Source organism: Sphingomonas gilva, from assembly GCF_003515075.1.
Lineage (GTDB): Bacteria > Pseudomonadota > Alphaproteobacteria > Sphingomonadales > Sphingomonadaceae > Sphingomonas > Sphingomonas gilva.
This window is the reverse complement of record NZ_QWLV01000002.1, coordinates 97,759-119,788: the sequence shown is the minus strand read 5'-3', so window position 1 is coordinate 119,788 and position 22,030 is coordinate 97,759. Positions and strand designations below refer to the sequence as shown.

Below are 22,030 nucleotides of genomic sequence, written 5' to 3'. Positions count from 1 at the left end.
GAAGACGCGCTTGACCGATTCGCTGACGCTGGAGGTGCACGATCTCGAGGTGCCGGTGCTGACCGGCATCTATTCGGAGGAGACGCATCTGCCGCAGCCGCTGCGCATCTCGATCTCGGCCGAGCTGGATTGCCCGGTGCGGTTCGCGCCCGACACCCCGCTTTCATCGTCCAAGAACTATCTCGACCTCAAGCGCGCCGCGACCGAGCTGCCGGCGGGCGTGCATTTCACGCTGATCGAGGGCGTCGCCGACCATATCTGCGGCCGGCTGTTCGATGCCGACCCGCGCGTGGCGCGGGTCACGGTGCGCATCGTCAAGCTCGCCATCGCCGAACATGGCGAATCGATCGGCATCACGCTGGTGCGCGCGCGGTCTTAGGTCCTGTAGTCAGCTAAATGTCGATCAGCCTTCAGGCATCCGTGTCGCAGGGGCCGAGCTGGTCCAGCACGAAGCGGTAGTCCTCGCGCGCGATCGCGGCGTCGGCGGGGCCCATGCTCTCCAGGCTGGACTGGGGCAGCGCCTCGGGCAGCGAGCAGGCGAGACGATACCACAACAGCGTGTTCGGGCGGACCGGCCCCATGGTGTTGGTCACTACCTCGCTCAGCGAGACCGACCATTGCCGCTGCTGGCCCGGACGGCGGATGATGGTGAGCGACACCGGCTGCTGATCGGGCGTCTGCAGGAAGATCGTCGTCTCGCCTTCGCCGACCAGGCTGCCGGGAACGTGGATCGCGCTGCCGATCCCGGTGATCGATGGCGCCGCATCGGGGCGCACGACCTCCGCCGCGATCGCGCGGACCTGCGCGTCCAGCGCTGGGCTCCAGGCGACCTGGCCGTCGGGACGGACCAATTGCACTTCGCCGGGCTTGCCGGGGACGGGGCGGGCGAACAGCATCACGCGAAGCCGCTTGAGCTTGGGCGGCTTTCCGCGCGAATCGAGGGGCACGTCGGCGAGGTAGGCGATCTCCGCGGCGACGCCGCTGCTGCCGCGAATCAGCCCGAGCACGTTCGCCTCGATATAAAAGCGCGCATGTCCCGGATTGACACCGGGCGCACGTTCGGGGGGAAGCACCGTCGCGCGGCTGATGGTCGCATCGATCACCAAAGGTGCTGCGATGACCAGCGACGCGGTGCGCGCGTAGCTCGGCCCGACCGGAGCCGTTTCGCTCTGGTTAACAAAGGGTTGCGCATAAGACTCGACAGAAAGGGCGCAAGCGGCGAGGCTAAGCGCGGCTGCGGCTGGGAAACGCTTCATGCGATGGAGCGTTACGGCAATCGGCCGCAGGGATACAGAAATAAAATTGTCGCGACGCGGTTGTACGTTTGTTGCGCAGGACAAAGCGTTTGCGTCGGTTGGGAGTGGGCGATAGAGACTCGCGCTCTGCCGAACATGAGGATAATCGAGGGCAGTTCCAGACCTGCGGGCCATGCGGCGTGCACCCGGTCCGGATGTCGCAAATAGGAGTTTCGTCTCTGAATGGCATACGCTGACAGAAATCAGGGTTCGAGCAGGATCGTCGCGATCGTCATCGTCGCGCTGATCCACGCCGTGCTCGGCTATGTCCTGATCACCGGCTTGGCCTATAATGTGGTCAAGAAGGTGGCCGAGGATCTCAACACGTTCGACGTGAAGGAAGAGCCGCCGCCCCCCGAAGAGGAGCCGCCGCCCCCGCCGCCCGATCAGCCGATGGAGCCGCCGCCCGTCGTCGCGCCCCCGCCGATCGTGCAGACCAACACGCCGCCGCCGGTGATCATGCAGACGGTGCGGACGCCCCCGCCGGTGTTCGTCCCCACGCCGATCGCGCCGCCGGCGCCGCCGCCCGCGCCGCCCGCGCCGCCTGCCGTCAGCAAGGCGGCCGCCGTCCGCGGCAACCCGGGCGACTGGTTCCCGCTCGACGACTATCCCCCCGACGCGCAGCGCCGCGGCGAGGAAGGGACCGTCCGCGTGCGCCTGTCGATCGACACCCGGGGCCGGGTTTCCGATTGCACCGTCACCTCATCGAGCGGATCTTCGTCGCTGGACGAGAAGACCTGCCAGCTGGCGCGTCGACGGGGCCGGTTCCAGCCCGCGCTGGATGCCGCCGGCAATCCGATAGCTTCGACCTACAACATGCCCGGCGTCACCTGGCGGCTGGAAGAATAACCAGTCCCAGGCAACGCTTTTAGATTGATAAGAGGAAAGCCACCGAAATGATCACTTCCCTTCTTGCCGCGGCCCCGGCCGCCGCCGCCGGCGACAACCCCTATGGCCTGATGGAGGCCCTGGAGCAGGGCGGCGCCATCGCCTGGGCGACCTTCCTGATTCTGGTGGGTATGTCGGTCATCTCCTTCTACATCATGTTCACCAAGCTGTTCGAGCAGCAGAAGATCATCAACCAGGCGAAGCGCGTGCGCGCCGGCTTCTGGAACTCGTCCAACCTGCGCGACGGCGCGTCGAAGCTGCAGGCCAACTCGGCCTACCGCCAGATCGTCGACGACGGCCTCGCCGCGCAGGAGCAGCACGCCAAGCTGACCGATCCGGTCGAGGCGCACGACTGGCTGCACGGTTCGCTGGCGCGTTCGGAAGCCGCGATCAACTCGAAGCTGGGCGGCGGTCTCGCCTTCCTCGCGACGGTGGGCGCGACGGCGCCGTTCATCGGCCTGTTCGGCACGGTCATCGGCATCTACCGCGCGCTGATCAAGATCGGCTCGTCGGGCCAGGCGTCGATCGACGCGGTCGCCGGTCCGGTCGGCGAGGCGCTGATCATGACCGCGCTCGGCCTCGCCGTCGCGGTGCCCGCGGTGCTCGCCTACAACTGGCTGCAGCGCCGCAACAAGGCGATCGCGGAGGACCTGTCGGCCTTCTCGAACGACGTGCTCGGCTACATGGCCTCGGGCGGCGCGGTGCGTCCGAACGTCGCCACCCGCGGCGCGCCGGCCAAGCCGGCGACCGCGGCTCCCGCCAAGCCCGCCGCGCCGACGACCACCGCCGGCCAGACGGGCGGCGTCCAGACCCGCGCGTAAGCCGTAGCTCATTGGGGGCGCCGGTCGGCGGCGTCCCCCGTGATGCGGAAAGGTACAAGGATAGGATTGCGCTAGATGGCGATGAGTGTTGGTGGCGATTCCACCGAAGAAAAACCGATGTCCGACATCAACACGACGCCGCTCGTCGACGTCATGCTGGTGCTTCTGATCGTCTTCCTGATCGCGGTCCCGGTCGTGCTGCAGACGGTCGACGTCAAGCTGCCCGAAGTGCGCTTCGATCCGACGACGACCAAGCCCGAGAATGTCTCGCTGTCGATCCGCCCCGGCCCCAACGGCGAGTGCGAGGTCTATTGGGGCATGACCCGGGTCAACAACGAAGAGCTGCTCAACAAGGGCGTCGAGAAGCTGAAAGCCGAGATCGAGCGCCAGGGCGGGGTGGGCAATCCCAATCTCGAGCTGCCCGAGGTGCATATCCGCGGCGACGTGAACACGCCGTACAAGTGCATCGGCGGGCCGATCTTCCAGATGCAGATGGCGGGCTTCGCGCGCGTCGGCTTCATTTCCGAACCGCCGCCCGGCACCGGCGTGGTTCGGATGTAATTGAGCGTAGGAGTTAACACGCCATGGCAATGAGCGGAGGCCGCGACGACGGCGAGCCGATGATGGACATGAACACGACGCCGTTGATCGACGTCATGCTCGTGCTGCTCATCATGATCATCATCACCATCCCGATCCAGACCCACGCGGTGAAGGTCGATCTGCCGGTCAACGATCCGAACGCGGTCGCGCCGCCGATCGATCCGGTGAAGAACAAGATCACCATCGACGCGCAGGGCGTGGTGATGTGGAACGGCGCGCCGATCGACGATGTGACGCTGGCCCAGTATCTGGAGCAGACCAAGCTGCTGAACCCCGAGCCCGAGCTGCACTTCCAGCCCGACGCGAACGCCCGCTACGACGTGGTCGATCGCACGCTGGCGGTGATCAAGCGGACCGAGATCACCAAGCTGGGCTTCATCGGCAACGAACAATATCGCAACGAATTCTGATCGTTCGCGATAGATCGATGAGGGGCGGTCCCGCAGAGGGGCCGCCCTTTTTCGTGAGCGTCAAACGGGCGCGAGCGGACGCCGGTCGACCGGCAGGGTGATGGCGATCGGATCGCCCGGCGCGATGTCGCCGCCGGCCAGCACCACCGCCATGACGCCCGCCTTGCGGATCAATGCGCCTTGGGCGTCCCGGCCGAGCGTCGCCGCCATCAAGCCGGGCTGGAATCCATCGAGCTGCCGGCACGGGTTGCGCAGGCCGGTGACGCGGAGCCGGGCCTCGCCGCCGATCGCCAACTCGGCGTCCCTCGGCAGCGCGAGCAAATCGACGCCGCGCGTCAGGATATTCTCGCCGATGTCGCCGGGGGAGAGATGGAAGCCCAGCGGCGCGAGCTCGTCGAACAGCTCGGCATGGACCAGATGGACCTGCCGCAGATTGGCCTCCGCCGGATCGCGCGCGACGCGCGAGCGGTGCTTCACCGTCGCCCCGGCATGGGCATCGCCTTCGACGCCCATCCCCGCGATCAGACGAATCGACGCCGCGGCCCGCTTGCTGAACGCATGGGCTTCCGCGCGCGACACGGCTACGACATGAGCGCGCGCGCTCACAGCTTCGGCAGCGTCACCCCGCGCTGGCCCATATATTTGCCGGCGCGGTCGGCATAGCTGGTTTCGCAGGGCTCGTTGCCCTTGAGGAAGAGGAACTGGCAGGCGCCCTCATTGGCGTAGATCCTGGCGGGAAGCGGCGTGGTGTTCGAGAACTCCAGCGTCACATGACCCTCCCAGCCGGGCTCGAGCGGGGTGACGTTGACGATGATCCCGCAGCGCGCATAGGTCGATTTGCCGAGGCAGATGACGAGCACGTCGCGGGGAATCCGGAAATATTCGACCGTACGGGCGAGCGCGAAGCTGTTGGGCGGGATGATGCACACGTCGGTCTTGCGATCGACGAAGCTGTTGGCGGCGAAATCCTTGGGATCGACCACCGCCGAATCGACATTGGTGAAGATCTTGAACTCGTCCGCCACCCGCGCGTCATAGCCGTAGGACGACAGGCCATAGCTGATGCACCCGTCGCGCCGCTGATTCTCGACGAACGGCTCGATCATGCCGGTGGCGGCGGCAGCCTCGCGAATCCAGCGGTCGGACAGGATGGACATGCGTGATTCCCCTTCGTCGCCAGCTTTTGCGTGCCGCTGCGCCAATGGCAAGCGAGCGGCTTGAGCTCGCGCGCGCGATGGCTGACAAGCGCGTAGATGGGCCAGCATCCGATGATCGATCCGAGCGGCGCTGAGCTTCATGCCGGTGCGGCTTTGGCCTGTCTCGATGCCATCGATCGCGTTGCCGGTGAGCAGGACGCCGCTCGCGCCGGAAGCCGCCTGACCGGCATAACCGTTTTGTCCGATCTGCTCCAAGCGGATGGTCCGATCGGTCGAATCGCGGTGCGTCACTTGCACGCGAGTCGTCCGGTCCGGGCGATTCTGTTCGACAAATCCGCGACGACCAACTGGGCGCTCGGCTGGCATCAGGACCGTACCATCGCCGTTGCGAAGCGCATCCATGTCGACGGCTTCGGGCCGTGGACGGTCAAGCAGGGCCTGCTGCATGTTGAGCCGCCGTTCGCCGTCATCGAATCGATGGTCACACTCCGCGTCCATCTTGACCCGGTCGATGCCGACAACGCGCCGTTGCTGGTGGCGCCGGGATCGCATCGGCTCGGGCGCATCGAAGAGGCGCGGATAGGCGGTATAGTGAAGCATTGCGGCACGATCACCTGCCTCGCCGATCGCGGTGACGTCTGGGCCTATGCCACGCCGATCCTGCACGCTTCCGCGCGGGCGGAACGGCCTCGCCGGCGACGCGTATTGCAGATCGACTATGCCGCGGGTGCGCTTCCCGGGCGGCTTGAATGGCTGGGCGTGTAGCGTCACACCAGATCCGCCGGGCCGAAGGCGTGGGGCAGCAGGTCGCTCAGCCGGTGCGTCTCCACCTTTTCGCCGTCGGCCGAGCTGCAATGCACCAGGATATCCCGCCCGCCGAGTTGGGCGGCTTCGTTGATGATCTGGCGGCAGCGGCCGCAGGGGCGGACGGGATCGGCGCCGGCCATCGCGCCGGTCGCGATCGAGCCGCCGATGACGGCCACCTCCACCACGCGGGCGAGGTCGCCCTCGCTGTTGGCCTTGGCCAGCGCCACCGTTTCGGCGCAGAGCGCGAGGCCGTAGCTGGCATTCTCGAAATTGCAGCCGGTGACGATGCGGCCGTCGTCGAGCAGCAGGGCCGCGCCCACCGCGAAGCGCGAATAGGGGGCGTAGGCGTGCGCCGCGGCGGCGCGCGCGGCGGCGATCAGATCGGTCTTGCTCGTCATGGCCTCATCACATTCCAGTTCACCGGCGCGTCTATCCCGTCCACGCGGTGCATGTCGCTCGCCTGCCACATCACCCAGGGCCGCGCGCCATATTCGGGTGCGAGACCGTTGGCGACGACCCACAAGGTGCGGTCGATCTCCGGCGTGACGGCATAGGCCGCTTCGAAATCCTCGGTCACCTTGAGGACCATCGGCTTGCCGAGATGCGTTTCGGCGGCGGCGAGGAACTGGGTGAGCGCGGCGATCACCGCGTCCCGGCCCGGCCGGCGGGCGCAATCGGCGTCGAAAGCCAGCACCAGCGCCGGCGGCAGCGCATCGGCTTCGCGCGGGACGGTGGCGAGGAAGCCGGTCGCCTGGGCGGCGGCCGGCGCGCAGAGCGACCAGCGGTGCATCGCGCCCCGGCGCAGCCCGATCGCGCCGGTCGCCGCCCAGTTGGCGGCGAAGGCCGGATCGCGCGCGCCGCCCGATGTGGCCGTGAGATAGGCGAAGTCGACGCCGTCGGCGCGCGCGTGCGGCCAGTCGATCGCGCCCTGGGCGGTGCTCACATCGACGCCCTGAACGGGATATTTGGCCAGGTCGGGCCGCCATTGCCGGGCGTAGAGCCACGCCGCGAGCACGGCGACGCCGGCGAGCGCCAGCAACAGGGCAAGACGCTTCAGGATCCGCGCCGGGGTGCGCGGCTTGCGCCGTTTGACGGGGTTCTCAGCCACGGATGTGCAGCACGCAGATCAGGGTGAAAAGCCGGCGGGCGGTGTCGAAATCGACCTCGATCTTGCCGTCCAGCCGCTCCTTGAGCAGCTCGGCCGCTTCGTTGTGCAGCGCGCGGCGGGCCATGTCGACGGTCTCGATCGCTTCGGCGGTCGCGTTGCGGATCGCCTGGTAATAGCTGTCGCAGATCGCGAAATAGCCCTTGATCGGGCGGCGGAAGCGCGCGAGCCCCAGCACATAGGTTTCGAGCAGGTCGCCGTCCTCGCGCTTGATGTCGATCGCCAGCCGGCCCTCCTCGACCCGTAGCGCGATGCGGTAAGGCCCGGCATAGCCGTCGGGATATCGGCGCTGGGGGGCGAAGTGGTTGCCCTCGATCAGATCGAAGATGGCGATGCGGCGTTCCTGCTCGACGTCCGCGTTCCTCCACAGGATGGTGCGCTCGTCCAGGTCGACAGCGATGATGCGCGGGTCCGCCATTGCCGTCCTTTGCGGGTGCGACGGCGCAATATCAATGCCCGTCGCCCTGCGGAGGCAGGGGCCGCCGGGTTTGTGGCCCATACGGCGCCGCGCTTGCCGATCGAGGCCCCTGCCTTCGCAGGGGCGACGACTATTTCATCCACGGTCTCCACGCTACTCACAGGGTAAGAGCGGCGTTGAGGTCGGTGCCGGGCTGGTCCATTAAGGGCCATGGCCTCCTCACCCGTGCAGCTTCACCCGGCGTCGACCGGCGAGACCCCGCCCAGCCTGCCGCAGAATGTCGAGGCGGAGGCCGCGCTGCTCGGCGCGATGATGATCGACAACCGCATCGCCGAAGACGTGATGATGAAGCTGCGCGAGGAGCATTTCTTCGAGCCGCTGCACGGCCGCATCTTCGTCGCGATCCAGTCGCTCCTCAACAAGAACATGATCGCCAACCCGGTGACGCTGAAGCCGCTGTTCGAGGCGGACGAGGGGATGAAGGAGCTGGGCGGCCCGGCCTATCTCGCCCGCCTGACCGGCAGCGGCGCCTCGCTGATCGGCGCCAAGGCCTTCGCCGACCAGATCTACGATCTCGCCATGCTGCGCGCGCTGGTTTCAGTGGGCCGCGAGATGGTCGAGCAGGCATTGGACACGCGCGAGGAGGTCAATCCGCGCGGCCAGATCGAGGCGGCCGAGGTCGCGCTCTACCGCGTCGCAGAGGAAGGCGGCGGCGAGGGATCGGTGAAGTCGTTCGGCCAGGCGACGCGAATCGCGGTCGAAATGGCGGAGAAGGCGCTCAATTCGGGCGGCAACGTCTCGGGCGTCACCACCGGGCTTGACACGGTCAACGCCAAGCTGGGCGGCCTGCACCATTCGGACCTGCTGATCCTTGCGGGCCGTCCGGGCATGGGCAAGACGTCGCTCGCCACCAACATCGCGTTCAACGCCGCCAAGCGCTGGGCGCGCGACCTGGAGGACGGGATCGAGATGAAGAAGTCGATCGGCGCGCCGGTCGCGTTCTTCAGCCTCGAAATGTCGGCCGACCAGCTCGCCACGCGCATCCTGTCCGAACAGTCGGGGATCAGCGGCGAGGCGCTGAGGATGGGCAAGATCAGCCAGTCGGACTTCCGCAACCTGGCGCGCGCGGCCGCCGAGCTCGAAAATCTGCCGCTCTACATCGACGATACGCCGGGACTGACCATCGCCGCGCTGCGCACCCGCGCGCGGCGGCTGCAGCGGCGACACGGCATCGGCTTCATCGTCGTCGACTATCTCCAGCTGCTGCAGGGATCGGGGCGCAACGCCGGCGAGAACCGCGTGCAGGAAATCTCCGAGATCAGCCGCGGCCTGAAGACGCTGGCCAAGGAGCTGAACGTGCCGGTGCTGGCGCTGTCCCAGCTCAGCCGCGCGGTCGAGCAGCGCGAGGACAAAAGGCCGCAGCTGTCCGACCTGCGCGAATCGGGATCGATCGAGCAGGACGCCGATATCGTCATGTTCGTGTTCCGCGAGGATTATTACATCGCCTCGAAGGAGCCCAAGCGGCCGGTGGAGGGCGACGACGCCAAGGCCTTCGAGGACCACGCCAAATGGGCGACCGACATGGAGCGCGTGTTCGGCCTGTCGGAGCTGATCGTGGGCAAGCAGCGCCACGGCGCCACGGGGAAGGTGCTGCTGAAGTTCGACGCGAAAACCACGCGGTTCAGCGACTATGCGGGCGATTACCCGCACGGGTAGCTCCTAAACTCCTCCCCCGCAGAGCGGGGGAGGGGGACCGCTCGCCGAAGGCGAGTGGTGGAGGGGGCTGCCGCAAGCGATGCGTTTGCGGCAGCCCCCTCCACCGTCCTTCGGACGGTCCCCCTCCCCCAGACGAGCTGGGGGAGGATTTGGTTGGAGCGCCGGCAGATTCGCCGGCTCGCGCAACCACCTGTTCAGCCGAGCGCGCGGCCGATGCGCACCAGCGTGCCGCTCGGGTCGCTGACCGCGAATTCATAGGTGCCCCAGGGCTTCCGGTGCGGCGCGCCTTGCTCGATGATCAGCTCGCGCACGCGGTCGGCGACGGCGTCGACATCGTCGACATAGATGTAAATTCCGACCGCATTGTCCTCCACCTTGCGCGGCCAGCCCGGCGTGCTGTTGAGATGGAGATGCCACCCGCGCCCGTCGGCGAGGATGCGGTAATGGCCATGATCGCTGACGACGGTGAGGCCGAGCCGCTTGTAGAAGGCCTCCGAGGCCTCGATGTCGCGGCAGGGCAGGATCGCGGTGATCCGGTGATCGGCGGTCATTGGAGCCTCCGGCTTGTTTTCGACGGCGCGATCATGCCGCGCGTCTCGCGCCATCGCGACGGGGAAAACGCATGGCGGCCGCGTTTCCGGACAAGGGACGCGACATGTCCGCCAGCCGTCGCTCGCGTCCGGCGGCGCGGCCGGTGTAGCGTCGCGCGATGACCGGCATCACCGATCCCCGCGCGCAGCGCACGCGCCAGGCCATTCTGGACACCTTCGTGCATCTCGTTTTCGAACGACGCTACGATGCGATCCGGACGGCGGACATCATCGCCGCCGCGGATATCGGTCGCGCCACCTTCTACGAGCATTTCCCCGGCAAGGAGGCGGTGCTGATCGAGGTGATGACGCCGATCCTGCTGCCGATCGCCAATGCGGCGGTGGGTCGCGCCGGCCCGGCGATGGTGCGGGCGACGCTGGAGCATGTCTGGGAACGGCGCGCCGTCGGCAGGGCGATACTCGGCGGCGCGCCCGCGAACAGGCTGCAGCGCCGGCTGGCGGCGATGATCGCGCTGCGCCTGCCCGACGATGCCGGAGGCGCGCCGAAAGACCTGGTCGCCGGTGCGATCGCCGCCGCCCAGCTGGCCATGCTGCGCATGTGGATCGGCGGGGAGGTCAGCTGCCCGGCGGACATCCTCGCCGAGCGGATCGCCGCTTGCGGTCGGCTCGGTGTGGGCGGGACGTTGCTGAAGATCGATGCGAGGACGGCGATTACCCGCATGGGTAGCTCTTAAATCCTCCCCCGCGAAGCGGGGGAGGGGGACCGCCGCAGGCGGTGGAGGGGGCTGCCGCGAGCGAATCCCCTGTGGCGCTCCCCCTCCACCATGCTGCGCATGGTCCCCCTCCCCCAGACAAGCTGGGGGAGGATTTGGTCAGAACGACGGCAGATTCGCCGGATCGTCGCCGTCCACCGCGTCGTGGATGCCGCATTCGACCTTGTCCCAGCCGCGCCAGCGGCCCGAGCGGGGGTCTTCGCCCGGCTTGACGATGCTGGTGCACGGCGCGCAGCCGATCGAAAGATAGCCCTTCGCCTCCAGCGGATGGCGGGGCAGATCGTGCTCCTCGAACCAGGCGTCGATCCGCGCCTTGTCCCAATCGGCGAGCGGGTTGATCTTCAAGCGGTCGCCGTCGAGCTCGAAACGCGGCAGGCCGGCGCGGGTCGAGGACTGGAAGCCCTTGCGGCCGGTGATCGTCGAATCGAACGCCTCGGTGGCCCTGGCGAGCGGGATCACCTTCCTGATCTCGCAGCAGCCGTCGGGATCGTAGGACCAGCGCAGGCCGCTTTCGTCCCGCGCCGCCAGCACCTCGGCGTCGGGCGTCAGGTTGCGCACGTCGGTCAGGCCGAGCCGCTCGATCAGCGTGTCGCGATAGGCGAGCGTTTCGGGGAAATGCTTGCCGGTTTCGAGGAACAGCGCCGGCGTCGCCGGATCGACCTGGGCGATCAGGTGCAGCAGCACCGCCGATTCGGTGCCGAACGACGAGACCGCCGCGACGTCGCCCGCAAGGCCGTCGCGCAGCACGCCGGTCAGCATCTCCAGCGTGTCGCGGCCGCGGAACATGTTGTTCAGGCGGATCGCGTCGGCCTGGGTGAAGCGCGGGCGCGCGTCGATCATGTCGCGGATGCGCGCGGCCTCAGCCATGGCGCAGCTTCCATACCGGCACCGCGTCGTCGGTCGCGGGCTGATAGACGTACGGATAGATATTGAGCAGCCGCTCGGCGACCTCGGGATCGATCGGCGCGGCGGGCGCGAAGCTGTCGAAGCCGCAGCGGCGCATGAAGAGCAGCTGGTCGACCAGCACGTCGCCCTCGGCGCGCAGCTCGCCGGCATAGCCCGCCTCGCGCAGGATGCGCGCCGCCGAATAGCCGCGGCCGTCGCGGAAGCGGGGGAAGGCGATCTCGACCAGCTGCACGCGCGCGAGGTGCGGGATCAGCAGCCGCGCATCCTCGCCCGCCTCGAGCCGCACCGCGCTGGCGTCGGCCTGGTCGAGGAACGCGTCGAGCGTCACCGCCGGCTCCTCGTGCGGCTCGTCGTCGCGGAAACGCAGCGAAAATGCGGGATCAGCCATAGATCGCCTCCTTGAACGGCTCCATGCCGACGCGGCGATAGGTGTCGACGAAGCGCTCGCCGTCCTGGCGCTCGCGCAGATAGACGTTGGTCGCCTTCTCGACCGCGTCGACCACGCCGTCCTCGCTGAAGCCGGGGCCGGTGATCTTCGCGAGGCTCGCGTCCTCCGCGCCCGATCCGCCGAGCAGCAGCTGGTAGTTCTCGGTGCCTTTCCTATCGACGCCGAGGATGCCGATATGCCCGGCATGATGATGGCCGCAGGCGTTGATGCAGCCGGAGATCTTGAGCTTCAGCTCGCCCAGCTCCTTCTGGCGGCCGAGATCGGCGAAGCGGCCTGCGATCTTCTGCGCGACGGGGATCGAGCGGGCGTTGGCGAGGCTGCAATAGTCCAGGCCGGGGCAGGCGATGATGTCGCTGATCAGGTCGAGATTGGCCGAGGCGAGGCCGGCGGCGTCGAGCGCCTGCCACAGCGTATAGAGATCGGCCTTCTTCACATGCGGCAGCACGATGTTCTGCGCGTGCGTCACGCGCAGCTCGTCGAAGCTGTAGCGTTCGGCGAGATCGGCCATGAGGTCGATCTGGTCGGCCGAGGCGTCGCCGGGGATGCCGCCGGTGGGCTTCAGGCTGATGTTGACGATGGCGTAGCCGGGCGCCTTGTGGGCGCGGACATTCTGATCGAGCCACACGGCGAAATCGGGATCGCTGCGGTCCACGTCCTCGGGCAGGCCGGTCTCGAAGGGCGGCGGTTCGAAGAACGCGGCGATGCGGTCGAACTCGGCGCGGGGAACGTCGGAATTGTTGGCCAGGATCGCCTGCCACTCCACCTCGACCTGGCGGGTGAACTCCTCCTGGCCGAGATCGTGGACCAGGATCTTGATGCGCTGCTTGTGGATATTGTCGCGGCGTGCCCAGCGGTTCCACACGCGCAGCGCCGCCTCGCAATAGCTGAACAAATTGTCGACCGGCAGGAACGGCCGGATCAGCGGCGCGACGAAGGGCGTGCGGCCCATGCCGCCGCCGATATAGACCTCGAAGCCCAGCTCGCCGGCGTCGTTCCTGACCAGCTTCAGCCCGATATCGTGCAGCCGGATCGCGGCGCGGTCCTCGTCGGCCGCGGTCACTGCGATCTTGAACTTGCGCGGCAGATAGCTGAATTCGGGATGGAAGGTGGTCGCCTGGCGGATCAGCTCGGCCCAGGGGCGCGGATCGCAGATCTCGTCCGCCGCGGCGCCGGCATACTGATCCGAAGAGACGTTGCGGATGCTTTCGCCCGAGGTCTGGATGGCATGCATCTCGACCGTCGCCAGATCGGCGAGGATATCGGGCGCCTGCTCCAGCTTGATCCAGTTGTACTGGATGTTCTGGCGCGTGGTGAAATGGCCGTAACCGCGATCATATTTGCGCGCGATATGGCCGAGCATCCGCATCTGGCGGCTGTCGAGCGTGCCATAGGGGATGGCGACGCGCAGCATGTACGCGTGGAGCTGGAGGTAGAGGCCGTTCTTCAAACGCAGCGGCTTGAACTGGTCCTCGCTGAGCGCGCCCGACAGCCGGCGCGCGGTCTGATCGCGGAACTCGGCGACGCGGGCGTCGACGATCGCCTGATCGTACTGGTCGTATTTATACATGGTCGTTCTCGTGCAGGCGCCTGGAGGCAGGAGGGTTCACGCGGAGGCGCGAAGGCGCGAAGAGGAAAGAAGAGGGGTTCACGCGGAGGCGCGGAGACGCGGAGGAGATGCGCAGGTGGAGAGCGCCCGCGCCAGCGGGCAGAAAATCGATCGAGGCGAAGATATTTGAGCGCCGCTGCGCGGCGGATTCACGTCCTCCGCGTCTCCGCGCCTTCGCGTGAACCGAAATCATATCACCCAGCTCCCCGCATTCGGGTCCGCCGGCTTCAGCGTCAGATCGGTCCGCACCGTCGGGCCGAGCGCGCGGATGCGGTCCTTGATGTGCGCGGGGCGCGGGCCTTCGGGCGTCGCGGTCGCGTCGATCACATAGGGGCCGTTGACCCGGCGCGCGCCTTCCTCGGCACGGGCGATCGCCTCGCCCTGCTCATCGACGTCCGCCGCGTCCTCGACATGGAGCGACCAGTCGCGGCCGGTCCACCACACCACCGCGCCGGTGGGCAGATCGTTGCCCGTCAGGATCTTCATGCGTGCATTCCTTCCGCAGCGCGGGCCCATGCGGCCATGCGGTCCTGCGCGTCGGACAGGGTGACGACCTCTCCGACGACGATGATCGCCGGGCTCTGAACGGCCTCGCGCTTCACCATCGCGCCGAGATCGGCGAGCAAGGTGCGCAGCGCGCGGCTTCCCTCCAGCGTGCCCCTTTCGAGCACGGCGACGGGCATGTCGGGGGCGACGCCGTCGGCCATCAGCTTGTCGGCGATCTGATCGGCGGTCGCGACACCCATATAGATGACCAGCGTGCGGCCCTGCCCGGCGAGGCCCGACCAATCCTGATCGGTCAGCCCCTTGCACTGGCCGGCGACGAAGCTGACCGCCGAGCTGTAGTCACGGTGGGTGAGCGGCAGCATCGCCTCCGCCGCGCAGCCGAGCGCCGCCGACACGCCGGGGACGACCTCGACCTTGAGGCCCGCCGCGCGAACCGCCTCCACCTCTTCGCCGCCGCGGCCGAAGATGAAGGGATCGCCGCCCTTCAGGCGCACGACGATCGCGCCGAGCCGGACATGCGCGACGATCAGCGCGTTGATGCCCTCCTGCGGCACGGTGTGGCGCGCGCGGCTTTTGGCGACCGAGATGCGCTGCGCGGACGCCGGCGCGAGATCGAGCACGCGGCGGTCGATCAGCCCATCGTGCACGACGACGTCGGCGCTCTTCAGCGCCTCCACCGCGCGCACGGTCAACAGACCGGGATCGCCCGGCCCCGCGCCGACAAGAATGACGCGCCCGCGCGCGTCCGGATCGAGAAGACTGGCCATGATCGTGAAGGTGCTGATCGCGCGCGCCGATCGCAACCGATGGATGCTTGGGGAAGGGGTAGGGAAACTATTGCACGGCGCCGCGGCTGCCTTGCGTCAGATATGGGCCATCCATGCCCTCCGGGGGCGTGCGATAGACCCTTTTCCGTCACCCCGGACCCTTCGACAGGCTCAGGACAGGCTTGTTCCGGGGTCCATCAATCCGCGGGCGCAGCACCTTGAGCTCTTGCTACGCGCTTGCCGCACCATGGACCCCGGAACGAGTCCGGGGTGACGAATGGGCAGGGCGTGTCATGCAGCGCACCGTTACCGCGCTGAAACAGCGACGCGATCACGGTTCACCGATCAGGCTGACCGCCATTGGCTGTCGGTTGGGATTGATGCGGTAGGGGCCGTAACATAGCAGCCGCAGCACGGTATCGTCGCGCAGCGCGCGGCTGGCCCAGGCGAGCGGGGTTTCGCCGTGCGCGTCGCGCGCGTCGATGGTGGCGCCGGCGGCGATCAGCGCCTCGATCGTCTGCGGCAGGGCGCAGGTGGCGGCGCGGTGCAGCGGGGTTTCGCCGCGGGTCAGCGTGTCGCGCATGTAGCAGCCGGTTTCTACCCCGGGCGTGGTGGTGCGGTTGGGGTCGGCTCCCGCATCGAGCAGCACGCGGACGACGCGATCGTGCGTCACGCTGTCGCGCCGGCACAAGGCGGCGTGGAGCGGGGTCTCGCCGTTGTCCGCGAGAGGGTGATTGGGATCGGCGCCGCATTCGAGCAGGAAGGCGGTGAGCTGCCAATGGCCGTGGAACGCCGCGCCGTTGAGCTCGGCCTGCGGGTCCAGCGGCGCGCCATGCGCCATCAGCTGCCTGAGCGCGCCGACGTCGCCATAATAGGCCGCCCATTGCAACAGCGACGCGCCGTCGACGGTCGCGCCGGGCGCGCCGCCCGTGGCCAGCCATTCGAAGATCAGATCGGTCCTGCCCCTGGCGATGCGACCCAGCATGGCTTGTCCTCCTTCGCGTGGGGCGGGCGGACGCGTTACCGCTCCCCGTCTATGTCCCTCAGCCCGACGCCGATCGCGGCGCGCGCCTGGTCGGCCTCGCTCGACGCGACCGGATAGGCGCAATAGTCCGCCGCATAATAGGCGCTGGGGCGGTGGTTGCCGGACCAGCCGATGCCGCCGAACGGCGCACCCGAGGATGCGCCGTTGGTCGGGCGGTTCCAGTTGACGATGCCGGCGCGGATATTGGCCCAGAAGCGGTCGTACAGCGCCGGATCCTGGCTGAGCAGCGAGGCGGAGAGGCCGTAGCGCGTGTTGTTCGCCTCGCGGATCGCGGCGTCGAAATCGGGGACGCGGATCACCTGCAGCACCGGGCCGAAAAGCTCAGCATCGGGTCGGTCGTGGACGTCGGTCACGTCGATGATCGCGGGGGTGAGAAAGGGACGATCGGCCTGCGGGCGCTCGAGATGCTTGATCGGGCGGCCGCCCTTCAGCATCAGATCGAGGAACGCCTCCGACAGCTGGTCCGCCGCGCCATTGTCGATCACCGTGCCCATGAAGGGGGCGGGCTCGTCGAACGGGCTGCCGACGATCAGCCGGTCGGCGAGCTTGTGGACCGCATCGACGATCTCGTCGGCCTTGTCCTGCGGCACGATCAGGCGGCGCGCGGCGGTGCAGCGCTGGCCGGCGGTGGTGAAGGCCGATTGGCAGGCGAGCGCGGCAACGCTGTGCAGATCGGGCGAATCCCACACCACCAGCGGGTTGTTGCCGCCCATCTCCAGCGCCAGGATCTTCTCCGGCTTGTCGGCGAAGGCTCGGTTGAGCGCGATGCCGGTGCGCGCCGCGCCGGTGAACAGCAGCCCGTCAATGTCGTCATGGCCGGCAAGCGCCCGGCCTGTGTCGGGCCCACCGATCAGGCAGCGCACCACGCCTTCGGGCACGCCCGCCTCGTGATAGCGATCGACCAGGAACCTGCCCGTCGCCGGCGTCTTCTCCGACGGCTTGAAAACCACCGCATTGCCCGCGATCAGCGCGGGGACGATGTGGCCGTTGGGCAGGTGGGCGGGGAAGTTGTAGGGGCCGAGCACCGCCAGCACGCCGTGCGGCTTGTGCCTGAGCGCGGCGCGCGCGCCGCCCGCGCCCTCCAGCCGGCGCTGCGCGGTGCGCTCGTTATAGGCGGCGGCGGATATCTCAACCTTGGCGATGACGCTGTCGACCTCGGTGCGCGCTTCCCATAGCGGCTTGCCTGTCTCGCGCGCGATCAGCTCCGAAAAGGCAGCGTGATGCGCGCGCACCGCGTTGGCGAAGCGGCGCAGCGTCTCGACCCGGTAGGCGAGCGGGCGGGTGGCCCATTCGGCCCACGCCGCGCGCGCCGCCGCGACCTCGGCATCGGCATCCCCCGCCGTCCCCCGCCACACGATCGCGCCGGTGGCGGGCTCGGTCGATTGCAACTCGGTACTGGTCATGTCTTAGGTAATCGCGCCCGATACGAAGTGGGATCGCACCCTTGCCGCAAAATCGCGGCGAAGGCCACCGCCCGGTCCGGCCGATATTGGTTGACGCGATCTTCACTTCGTCGTTGCAGACGACCGGTTCGCCGACTAGCTTCCTAAAACCATTCGCGAATCCCGTCGGAGGGCTCGTGGCCGCTGGCGGCCACAAACGAGCGGGGTCGCGCGCGGAAAAACATGGGGAGTATTCCAGAATGCAAGCGAAGTCCGTTCTGCTGCGCCGCTCGGCGCTCGCCGGGGCGTCGGCCATTGCCGCCGTCCTTCTCGCCACCGCGCCGGCGCATGCCGACGCCACGCCCGAATGCAACGACGGGGCGGGTTTCGCATCGACGGAGTGCGGCACCGCTTCGCTCACCACGTCGGACGGCGACACCGCGGTCGGCACCTTCGCCTTCGCCGACGGCACCGGCGGCGGCTTCGCCACCGCGATCGGATCGCAGAGCCTGGCGCTCGGCGCGCAGAGCCTGGCGCTTGGCGGGCTGTCGTTCGCGGCCGGGGTCAACGCCTCGTCGGTCGGGTATTTCTCGACCGCGATCGGCGACAACACGACCGCCATCGGCGCCAGCAGCAGCGCCGTGGCGGCCAACGCCACGGCGCTGGGCAACGCGGCCTCGGCGCAGGGTGTCAACAGCACGGCCCTGGGGGCCAATGCGGTTGCCGCAACGGAGGATTCGACGGCAATCGGCGGCAACGCTCAGGCGACCGGCGCGAATGCGGGCGCGTTCGGCGCCAACGCCAATGCCGCCGGAACGAACTCCACGGCCCTGGGGACGAGCGCTTCGGCGACGGCGTCGAACTCCACCGCCGTCGGCGAAGGTGCGACGGCGACCGGCGTCAACTCGACCGCGCTCGGGCGCAACGCGAGCGCCGGCACGTCGGCCGTGGCTGTCGGCGCCGGCGCCGATGCGGCGAGCGCGAATTCGGTTGCGGTAGGCGGCGGCGCATTCGGCGGGCAGAACGCCACCGCCGTCGGCCGGAACGCAGCTGCGACCGGGCTCGGCAGCGTCGCCATGGGCATCGGATCATCGGCGGCTGGAGAGGCGTCGATCGCGGTCGGCCGCAATGCCGCGACCACCGGCGACAACGCGATCGCGATCGGCGACGGCGTCACCGCCGGCGAGAATGAGGTCGCCATCGGCAACGCCAACAACACCTACACCTTCGCCGGTCTCGCCACCGGCGGCGGCACCGAGTTCGTCACGGTCGACGCGGCGGGGCAGCTTTCCTCCGCCGAACTGACCTCTGCGGCGATCGACTTCACCGGGGCGGGCGCCAACTCGACCGAGGTGAACGGCAACGCGGCCGGGACCAATTCGGTCGCGGTCGGATCGGGCGCGAGCGCGACCGGCAACGATGCCGTCGCGGTCGGCTTCAACGCGACGGCCAACGGCAATTCGACCACCGCGGTCGGCGGCATCTCGACCGCCACCGGGCCGGGCGCGAGCGCGTTCGGCTGGATGGCCGAAGCCGGCGCGGAGCGGGCGACGGCGCTCGGCCATCTCGCCACGGCGCAAGGCGTGCGATCGCTGGCGGTCGGCGAGAATGCCGATGCGCAGACCGACTTCTCGACCGCGATCGGCAACGAAGCGATCGCCAACGGCACCGACGCGCTGGCGATCGGCGACACGGCCATGGCGATGGGCAACTCGACCACCGCGGTCGGCGGCGAATCGGTCGCCACCGGTCCGGGGGCGACCGCCTATGGCTGGCAGAGCAATGCGAGCGAGCGGGCGACCGCGCTCGGCCACCTTGCCGACGCCTCGGCGGTGCGTTCGGTCGCGATCGGCGAAGGCGCCTCGACCGCCTCGGCCAACGCGGCTTCGCTCGGCACCTCGGTCGCGATCGGCAACCTGGCGGTGGCGTCTGACGAGGACGCCGTCGCGCTCGGCGATCAGGCGACCGCGTCGGGCTTCCATTCGACCGCGATCGGCGGCGAATCGGTCGCCTCGGGCCGCGGCGCGCAGGCGTTCGGCTGGCAGGCGAGCGCGACCGGCGCGACGGCGGTCGCGGTGGGGCACCAGGCCAGTGCGGCGGGCGCCAATGCCGGAGCGTTCGGCAAGAACGCCAGCGCGGCGTTCGCCGGTTCGACCGCGGTGGGCTTCGGCGCCACCACGACCCGCGACAACCAGGTCGTGCTGGGCGGCGACGGATCGTCGGTGACGGTCGGCGACATCGCCGCCTCGACCGCGGCGCAGACGGGCGCGATCTCGGTCGCCACGGTCGACGCCAGCGGCACGCTGGGCGCGGGGCCGATGCTCAGCGACCTCGCGACGGTCGGACAGATCAACACGCTGACCGGGCAGGTGAACACGCTCAATGGCCAGGTGAACACGATCAACGGCCAGATCAGCGCGCTGCAGACGCAGAGCGCGTTCAACCTCTCCGAGGTCCGCCGCGCCAACGAAGGCGTCGCGGTGGCGCTGGCGATGGAGTCGCCCTCAGTGCCCGCGGGCGCGAACTTCGCGCTTTCGGGCGGCGTCGGCTACTGGAACGAGCGCACCGGCGGCGCCGCGGCCTTCACCGCGCGGGTCGGCGAGAATGCGGCGATCTCCGGCGGCGTCGGCGTGGGCTTCGGCTCGGGCGAGGTCGGCGCGCGCGGCGGCTTCCAGGTCGCGTTCTGACGATCATGACGCTCAACAGTATCCTGCGTAACGGGCCGGGGCGTTTGATCGCCCCGGCCCTCCTCATTCTCGGCGCCGCCGGACCGGCCCCGGCGCAGCAACAGACCTCCGCCCCGGCCTCCAACGTGCCGGTGCCGGGCGAGCTCGAGCTCTCCAAGCTGATCTGGTCGACCATGGCGGCGGTCGATCACGCCAACCAGGCGGGCAATTATTCGGTGCTGCGCGACCTGTCCGCGCCCGGATTCCAGGTCAACAACGACGCGGCACGGCTGGCGCAGGTGTTCGCCAGCCTGCGCGCGCAAAATATAGACCTGAGCAACTGCCTGCTGCTCGCGCCGACCTATACGTCGACGCCGACCCAGGTGCAGCCGGGCGTGCTGCGCGTGCAGGGCTATTTCGGCCTCAGGCCCACCGCCATCGTGTTCGACCTCTATTATCAATGGGCCGGCGGCAAATGGCGGCTGTTCGGCGTGTCGATCACCCCGCGCCGGCTGGCCGGCGAACAGCCCAGGGCGACGCCCTCGGCGGTCCCCACGCAGGCGCCCGCGCCGCAGCGGCGGTAGCTATTCCGCCGTCGCCCCTGCGAAGGCAGGGGCCGCAATCGGCATACGCTACGCTGATCGTGCCACAAGCCAGGCGGCCCCTGCCTTCGCAGGGGCGACGGTCTTGTATCATATGCGATCTCACGCGCGCATCGCATCACCCATCGCCCGGATCGCGGCGATCTTGGCGTTGAAGGCGGACCAGTCGTCCTCTGCGGCGATGCGGTCCCAGAGGGCCTCTACCTCTTCGATCAGCATCGTGCAGGGTTCGCCCGACCAATAGGCATGGTCGAACGTGCGGGCGGAGGCATATCCCGCCAGCGCCTCACGCACTGGCTCCCACGCCGGTTCGGGATGCGGCGCGCGCTCGCGGCCGCCCTGCCAGTCGAAGAAGAAGCGATCGATGCCTTCGCCGCTTTCGATCAGCGCCGCCTCGATCGCCTGGACCAGCGCGACATCCTCGGCCGCGCCGCGCGGTGTCACGCCCAGCCGCCAGAGCATCCGGTCGGTCAGCGCCGCCTGATAGCGCGGGCCGAAGGTCTCCAGCCGCTCGATCATCGGTTCGATCTCGGCGATCAGCCTGAGCGCGCCGGCAAGCTGGACGACGTCCCAGTGGATCGCCTCGGGCTGGCGGCCGAAGGCGTAGAGCCCGGCATGGTCGAAATAGGCGGCGGTGAAGCCCGGCTCCCACCTGGGCGCGAAGCGCCACGGGCCGTAATCGAAGCTTTCGCCCGTGACGTTGATATTGTCGCTGTTGAGCACGCCGTGGACGAAGCCCGCCGCCATATAGCTCGCGGCGAGATCGGCGGTGGCGTCGACGACATGGTCGAGCAGGCGGACCGGGCCGTCCTCTCCGGCCTCTTCGCCGTGGAAGTGCCTGAGGCAATAGGCGGTGAGCGCGCGCATCCCGTCCGCGTCGCCGAGCGCCGCCAGCCGCTGGAAGGTGCCGATGCGGATATGGCCGTGGCTGAGGCGGACGAGCACGGCGGAGCGGGTGGGGGAGGGCTCGTCGCCCCGTTCCAGCGCCTCGCCGGTCTCGATCAGCGAGAAGGACTTGCTGGTATGGACGCCGAGCGCCTCGAGCATCTCGGTCGCCAATATCTCGCGCACGCCGCCCTTCAACGTCAGCCGCCCGTCGCCGAAGCGGCTCCACGGCGTCCGGCCCGATCCCTTGGTGCCGAAGTCGAGCAGTCGGCCGTCATGCCCGCGCATCTGCGCGAACAGGAAACCGCGGCCGTCGCCGATCTCGGGATTGTACACGCGGAACTGGTGGCCGTGATAGCGTAGCGCCAGCGGCCGGGCGAGGCTGTCGGGCAGCGGCTCGAAACGGGCGAAATGGCGGATCCATCGATCGTCGTCGAGGCCGCCCAGCCCGACCGCTTCCGCCCAGCGATCGTTGCGGAAGCGCAGCCTCGCTTCGGGGAAATCGGCCGGCTCGACCGGATCGTAGAAGCTGCCGCCGAGTTCGAGGATCGCGCTTTCGCCCCGCCAGGGGGCCGGTGCGGGCGGAGGTTGCGGAGTGAACGCCATCCCGCG

The 22,030-nt window shown here is 68.7% G+C and carries 25 protein-coding genes; 10 read left to right on the top strand and 15 right to left on the bottom strand.

The annotated features are described in order from the left end of the window. Positions 1–10 precede the first annotated feature (10 nt). A complete protein-coding gene (locus D1610_RS05215; protein WP_118863102.1) occupies positions 11–379 on the top strand; it encodes a dihydroneopterin aldolase in 369 nt (122 codons plus the stop codon). 31 nt (positions 380–410) lie between these two features. Here the strand turns inward: D1610_RS05215 and D1610_RS05210 are convergent, their stop codons facing one another. Continuing rightward, the gene (locus tag D1610_RS05210; RefSeq protein ID WP_245941996.1) at positions 411–1,256 is read right to left on the bottom strand and encodes a hypothetical protein; all 846 of its coding nucleotides are present in this window, start codon (positions 1,254–1,256) and stop codon (positions 411–413) included. A gap of 222 nt (positions 1,257–1,478) precedes the next feature. On the opposite strand from D1610_RS05210, the gene D1610_RS05205 reads away from it, so the two are divergent. The 4 genes from D1610_RS05205 to D1610_RS05190 all read left to right on the top strand — a co-directional run bounded on the left by D1610_RS05205 (position 1,479) and on the right by D1610_RS05190 (position 4,017). Continuing rightward, positions 1,479–2,144, top strand: coding sequence for an energy transducer TonB (locus D1610_RS05205; RefSeq protein WP_118863100.1), 666 nt, complete (start codon positions 1,479–1,481; stop codon positions 2,142–2,144). Positions 2,145–2,191: 47 nt separating this feature from the next. Then, positions 2,192–3,004: a MotA/TolQ/ExbB proton channel family protein gene (locus D1610_RS05200; RefSeq protein WP_118863099.1), complete on the top strand. Its 813-nt coding sequence runs from the start codon at positions 2,192–2,194 to the stop codon at positions 3,002–3,004. A 75-nt stretch (positions 3,005–3,079) separates the two neighbouring features. Continuing rightward, positions 3,080–3,565 (top strand): ExbD/TolR family protein, encoded by a 486-nt coding sequence (locus tag D1610_RS05195; RefSeq protein ID WP_118863098.1) that lies wholly within the window; start codon positions 3,080–3,082, stop codon positions 3,563–3,565. Between the two features lie 23 nt (positions 3,566–3,588). Next, entirely contained in the window at positions 3,589–4,017 is a 429-nt protein-coding gene (locus D1610_RS05190; RefSeq protein ID WP_118863097.1) for an ExbD/TolR family protein, read from the top strand. Positions 4,018–4,077: 60 nt separating this feature from the next. Here D1610_RS05190 and D1610_RS05185 read toward each other — a convergent pair whose 3' ends face one another. Next, complete coding sequence (locus D1610_RS05185; RefSeq protein WP_245941995.1) at positions 4,078–4,596, bottom strand: MOSC domain-containing protein; 519 nt, start codon at positions 4,594–4,596, stop codon at positions 4,078–4,080. Positions 4,597–4,619: 23 nt separating this feature from the next. Continuing rightward, positions 4,620–5,174, bottom strand: a complete 555-nt coding sequence (gene dcd, locus D1610_RS05180; protein WP_118863096.1) for a dCTP deaminase — start codon at positions 5,172–5,174, stop codon at positions 4,620–4,622. A 96-nt stretch (positions 5,175–5,270) separates the two neighbouring features. Between dcd and D1610_RS05175 the strand changes: the two genes are divergently transcribed. Next, complete coding sequence (locus D1610_RS05175) at positions 5,271–5,939, top strand: phytanoyl-CoA dioxygenase family protein (protein ID WP_118863095.1); 669 nt, start codon at positions 5,271–5,273, stop codon at positions 5,937–5,939. Between the two features lie 2 nt (positions 5,940–5,941). Here the strand turns inward: D1610_RS05175 and D1610_RS16990 are convergent, their stop codons facing one another. Genes D1610_RS16990 through D1610_RS05165 form a run of 3 tightly spaced genes read right to left on the bottom strand, consistent with a single transcriptional unit; the run spans position 5,942 to position 7,564 of the window. Next, entirely contained in the window at positions 5,942–6,379 is a 438-nt protein-coding gene (locus tag D1610_RS16990) for a cytidine deaminase (RefSeq protein ID WP_182466706.1), read from the bottom strand. Further along, positions 6,376–7,089: a GH25 family lysozyme gene (locus D1610_RS16985; RefSeq protein ID WP_245941994.1), complete on the bottom strand. Its 714-nt coding sequence runs from the start codon at positions 7,087–7,089 to the stop codon at positions 6,376–6,378. The genes D1610_RS16990 and D1610_RS16985 overlap by 4 nt, the downstream gene beginning before the upstream one ends. Next, the gene (locus tag D1610_RS05165; protein ID WP_118863094.1) at positions 7,082–7,564 is read right to left on the bottom strand and encodes a UPF0262 family protein; all 483 of its coding nucleotides are present in this window, start codon (positions 7,562–7,564) and stop codon (positions 7,082–7,084) included. The genes D1610_RS16985 and D1610_RS05165 overlap by 8 nt, the downstream gene beginning before the upstream one ends. Before the next feature lie 210 nt (positions 7,565–7,774). On the opposite strand from D1610_RS05165, the gene D1610_RS05160 reads away from it, so the two are divergent. Further along, positions 7,775–9,280: a replicative DNA helicase gene (locus D1610_RS05160; protein WP_118863093.1), complete on the top strand. Its 1,506-nt coding sequence runs from the start codon at positions 7,775–7,777 to the stop codon at positions 9,278–9,280. A gap of 194 nt (positions 9,281–9,474) precedes the next feature. Here the strand turns inward: D1610_RS05160 and D1610_RS05155 are convergent, their stop codons facing one another. Then, on the bottom strand, positions 9,475–9,831 hold the full coding sequence (locus D1610_RS05155) for a VOC family protein (RefSeq protein WP_118863706.1): 357 nt from the start codon (positions 9,829–9,831) through the stop codon (positions 9,475–9,477). 158 nt (positions 9,832–9,989) lie between these two features. Between D1610_RS05155 and D1610_RS05150 the strand changes: the two genes are divergently transcribed. Further along, the gene (locus tag D1610_RS05150; protein ID WP_118863092.1) at positions 9,990–10,565 is read left to right on the top strand and encodes a TetR/AcrR family transcriptional regulator; all 576 of its coding nucleotides are present in this window, start codon (positions 9,990–9,992) and stop codon (positions 10,563–10,565) included. Positions 10,566–10,703: 138 nt separating this feature from the next. Here the strand turns inward: D1610_RS05150 and D1610_RS05145 are convergent, their stop codons facing one another. The 7 genes from D1610_RS05145 to astD form a co-directional block, all read right to left on the bottom strand. Continuing rightward, a complete protein-coding gene (locus tag D1610_RS05145) occupies positions 10,704–11,471 on the bottom strand; it encodes a phosphoadenylyl-sulfate reductase (RefSeq protein WP_118863091.1) in 768 nt (255 codons plus the stop codon). Next, on the bottom strand, positions 11,464–11,898 hold the full coding sequence (locus D1610_RS05140) for a DUF934 domain-containing protein (protein ID WP_118863090.1): 435 nt from the start codon (positions 11,896–11,898) through the stop codon (positions 11,464–11,466). The genes D1610_RS05145 and D1610_RS05140 overlap by 8 nt, the downstream gene beginning before the upstream one ends. After that, complete coding sequence (locus D1610_RS05135; protein ID WP_118863089.1) at positions 11,891–13,525, bottom strand: nitrite/sulfite reductase; 1,635 nt, start codon at positions 13,523–13,525, stop codon at positions 11,891–11,893. Before D1610_RS05135 ends, D1610_RS05140 begins: the two co-directional genes overlap by 8 nt. A 228-nt stretch (positions 13,526–13,753) precedes the next feature. Next, the gene (locus tag D1610_RS05130) at positions 13,754–14,050 is read right to left on the bottom strand and encodes a DUF2849 domain-containing protein (RefSeq protein ID WP_118863088.1); all 297 of its coding nucleotides are present in this window, start codon (positions 14,048–14,050) and stop codon (positions 13,754–13,756) included. Continuing rightward, a complete protein-coding gene (gene cobA, locus D1610_RS05125) occupies positions 14,047–14,838 on the bottom strand; it encodes a uroporphyrinogen-III C-methyltransferase (protein WP_118863705.1) in 792 nt (263 codons plus the stop codon). Before cobA ends, D1610_RS05130 begins: the two co-directional genes overlap by 4 nt. A gap of 331 nt (positions 14,839–15,169) precedes the next feature. Continuing rightward, on the bottom strand, positions 15,170–15,823 hold the full coding sequence (locus D1610_RS05120) for an ankyrin repeat domain-containing protein (protein WP_118863087.1): 654 nt from the start codon (positions 15,821–15,823) through the stop codon (positions 15,170–15,172). A gap of 35 nt (positions 15,824–15,858) precedes the next feature. After that, positions 15,859–17,286 (bottom strand): succinylglutamate-semialdehyde dehydrogenase, encoded by a 1,428-nt coding sequence (astD, locus tag D1610_RS05115; protein ID WP_118863086.1) that lies wholly within the window; start codon positions 17,284–17,286, stop codon positions 15,859–15,861. A gap of 239 nt (positions 17,287–17,525) precedes the next feature. Between astD and D1610_RS05110 the strand changes: the two genes are divergently transcribed. Both D1610_RS05110 and D1610_RS05105 read left to right on the top strand, forming a co-directional pair. After that, positions 17,526–19,952 (top strand): YadA-like family protein, encoded by a 2,427-nt coding sequence (locus D1610_RS05110; protein WP_118863085.1) that lies wholly within the window; start codon positions 17,526–17,528, stop codon positions 19,950–19,952. 5 nt (positions 19,953–19,957) lie between these two features. Next, positions 19,958–20,515 carry a hypothetical protein gene (locus D1610_RS05105; RefSeq protein WP_118863084.1) on the top strand — a complete coding sequence of 186 codons (558 nt, stop codon included), beginning with the start codon at positions 19,958–19,960 and terminating at the stop codon, positions 20,513–20,515. Positions 20,516–20,635: 120 nt separating this feature from the next. Here the strand turns inward: D1610_RS05105 and D1610_RS05100 are convergent, their stop codons facing one another. Beyond that, a complete protein-coding gene (locus D1610_RS05100) occupies positions 20,636–22,024 on the bottom strand; it encodes a protein adenylyltransferase SelO family protein (protein WP_118863083.1) in 1,389 nt (462 codons plus the stop codon). Positions 22,025–22,030: the final 6 nt, after the last annotated feature.

Bases quoted from the DNA above. Each gene is read 5' to 3' on its own strand.
- D1610_RS05150 (WP_118863092.1), top strand. From the start codon at position 9,990: ATGACCGGCATCACCGATCCCCGCGCGCAGCGCACGCGCCAGGCCATT.
- D1610_RS05120 (WP_118863087.1), bottom strand. From the start codon at position 15,823: ATGCTGGGTCGCATCGCCAGGGGCAGGACCGATCTGATCTTCGAATGG.
- D1610_RS05110 (WP_118863085.1), top strand. From the start codon at position 17,526: ATGCAAGCGAAGTCCGTTCTGCTGCGCCGCTCGGCGCTCGCCGGGGCG.
- D1610_RS05200 (WP_118863099.1), top strand. From the start codon at position 2,192: ATGATCACTTCCCTTCTTGCCGCGGCCCCGGCCGCCGCCGCCGGCGAC.
- D1610_RS05195 (WP_118863098.1), top strand. From the start codon at position 3,080: ATGGCGATGAGTGTTGGTGGCGATTCCACCGAAGAAAAACCGATGTCC.
- D1610_RS05105 (WP_118863084.1), top strand. From the start codon at position 19,958: ATGACGCTCAACAGTATCCTGCGTAACGGGCCGGGGCGTTTGATCGCC.
- dcd (WP_118863096.1), bottom strand. From the start codon at position 5,174: ATGTCCATCCTGTCCGACCGCTGGATTCGCGAGGCTGCCGCCGCCACC.
- D1610_RS05130 (WP_118863088.1), bottom strand. From the start codon at position 14,050: ATGAAGATCCTGACGGGCAACGATCTGCCCACCGGCGCGGTGGTGTGG.
- D1610_RS05135 (WP_118863089.1), bottom strand. From the start codon at position 13,525: ATGTATAAATACGACCAGTACGATCAGGCGATCGTCGACGCCCGCGTC.
- D1610_RS16990 (WP_182466706.1), bottom strand. From the start codon at position 6,379: ATGACGAGCAAGACCGATCTGATCGCCGCCGCGCGCGCCGCCGCGGCG.
- D1610_RS05160 (WP_118863093.1), top strand. From the start codon at position 7,775: ATGGCCTCCTCACCCGTGCAGCTTCACCCGGCGTCGACCGGCGAGACC.
- D1610_RS05100 (WP_118863083.1), bottom strand. From the start codon at position 22,024: ATGGCGTTCACTCCGCAACCTCCGCCCGCACCGGCCCCCTGGCGGGGC.
- D1610_RS05145 (WP_118863091.1), bottom strand. From the start codon at position 11,471: ATGGCTGAGGCCGCGCGCATCCGCGACATGATCGACGCGCGCCCGCGC.
- D1610_RS05175 (WP_118863095.1), top strand. From the start codon at position 5,271: ATGGGCCAGCATCCGATGATCGATCCGAGCGGCGCTGAGCTTCATGCC.
- D1610_RS05190 (WP_118863097.1), top strand. From the start codon at position 3,589: ATGGCAATGAGCGGAGGCCGCGACGACGGCGAGCCGATGATGGACATG.
- D1610_RS05155 (WP_118863706.1), bottom strand. From the start codon at position 9,831: ATGACCGCCGATCACCGGATCACCGCGATCCTGCCCTGCCGCGACATC.
- D1610_RS05210 (WP_245941996.1), bottom strand. From the start codon at position 1,256: ATGAAGCGTTTCCCAGCCGCAGCCGCGCTTAGCCTCGCCGCTTGCGCC.
- D1610_RS05205 (WP_118863100.1), top strand. From the start codon at position 1,479: ATGGCATACGCTGACAGAAATCAGGGTTCGAGCAGGATCGTCGCGATC.
- astD (WP_118863086.1), bottom strand. From the start codon at position 17,286: ATGACCAGTACCGAGTTGCAATCGACCGAGCCCGCCACCGGCGCGATC.
- D1610_RS05140 (WP_118863090.1), bottom strand. From the start codon at position 11,898: ATGGCTGATCCCGCATTTTCGCTGCGTTTCCGCGACGACGAGCCGCAC.
- D1610_RS05165 (WP_118863094.1), bottom strand. From the start codon at position 7,564: ATGGCGGACCCGCGCATCATCGCTGTCGACCTGGACGAGCGCACCATC.
- cobA (WP_118863705.1), bottom strand. From the start codon at position 14,838: ATGGCCAGTCTTCTCGATCCGGACGCGCGCGGGCGCGTCATTCTTGTC.